Genomic DNA, 1,619 nt, shown 5'->3' on the forward strand with positions numbered 1-1,619 from the left:
CCCGGCCATTGCAGACCGGTTGCAGCGTTGGCAGGATCAGCTTCATTGCCCACTGATACTTTAAAGTCTGGGCCGATATGCGCAAAGGCATAGTTAATGTGAGTGATTTTATCCCACGGAATATCTTTGGCCAGATAAGCCGGTTGGCCGTTGCCACCGGTGCGCCATGAGGTGAAATAGCCGATGATACGGCGTGGGTGGTCAGCCCCCATCACTTCACGGCCCTCTTTATCGTACACCGTACAATAAGGCACGGCGACACCCGGGGTTTTATATAAACCTTCTGGGCGGCACTGATCTTGTGATGTGCCAGCAGTTGTGCCAACAACAAATGTTACGCTGCTTGATGTACCCACCGCGCCTTTATCATCAGTGGCTTTTGCAACAAGGGTATGCGAGCCATCAGTGGCTTTCCAAACGGCTTGATAAGGTGCGCTGGTGCTGCTGCCGACAGAAACGTTATCGACAAAAAACTCCACTTTGGCAACACTGCCATCACTGTCTTTTGCTGTGGCCGTTAGGGTCACGCTTTGGCCTGCTGATGCGCTGGCAGGTGTATCAAGGGTGATTGTCGGCGCTTGGTTACTGGTGACTGGTGGTGTGGTCGCTGTTGCGGTAATGCTGACGCTGCTGTCAGTGGTTGCGCCTTTATCATCATAGGCTTTAGCCAATAATGTATGCGTACCGGCGGTGGCCACCCAAGCATAGCTATACGGGGCAGCAGTGCTGGTAGCGGTTTTCACGCCATCAATATAAAACTCAACTTTGGCCACTGTACCGTCTTTATCACTGGCTGTTGCGCTGAGTGTGACGGTATCGCCGACTTTTACACTGGCGTTATTGGCCGGAGCGGTCAGGCTAACACTCGGTGGCGTATTGACAACAGGGGCGGTGGTGGCGCAATCACCAAGCAGTTTCCACTCTTGATAAGCATTGGAATACTTATCCGGTGACATGTTTTGGTTCCACCAGTTTGCCTGATAGGCTTTATTTTGCAGTTGTACTTTGCTCGCACCACCATAGGCACTGGTGCTATTCCATGTAGGTAATCCGGTACAGTCTACCGTAGCGGCTTGCGCTGAAAATGCCATCATGCAAGCGACACTCAGCGCACTCAAATTGAGTGCGGGAGTGAGGAAGTTCTTATTCGACATAGTTGTGACATCCCTGAGTTGCCATATCCGCCGAGTCAGAGTGATCTGCACTCGGGTTAAAGGCGCAAAAAAGGAAAATTGGCCTCTGACACTAAACATAATCGAAGTATTTTCACTTAGATAAATATGTTTAAAAAATGTTAATTAATTTGTGATGTTGATCGGTGCGATATTGCACATTCACTGCAATGTCATGCGCAGGTTTTCACCGCTTTTTTTGTGAAAAAAATGATGTGTATCGCAAATATAGTGTGGTGCTTACAATGCTGTACAAATGCAGGATGTCTCGCAACATGTGATCCGATAAAAAGAGCCGGATAATAGATAAGGGAAGTAGGGAAAAGAAGAGTAATAGAAAGAAGAGGGCAAGCAATCAGAGATAGAAAATAAGAGATTCATTGTGCGAAAAGAGAGTAAAAGGAAGATTTTAATCAAGGAAAAAAGAAGGCGATTGAAGATAAAGTT

1 protein-coding gene is annotated in these 1,619 nt (G+C 47.7%); it reads right to left on the reverse strand.

Annotation, left to right across the window (positions count from 1 at the left end; translation table 11 throughout):
* Positions 1–1,154 (reverse strand): Ig-like domain-containing protein (locus tag ACRC27_RS06670; RefSeq protein WP_438639475.1); only part of this gene is annotated, 1,154 nt, incomplete at its 3' end.
* Positions 1,155–1,619: the final 465 nt, after the last annotated feature.

The organism is Plesiomonas sp., from assembly GCF_051650925.1.
GTDB lineage: Bacteria > Pseudomonadota > Gammaproteobacteria > Enterobacterales > CAMTGL01 > Plesiomonas.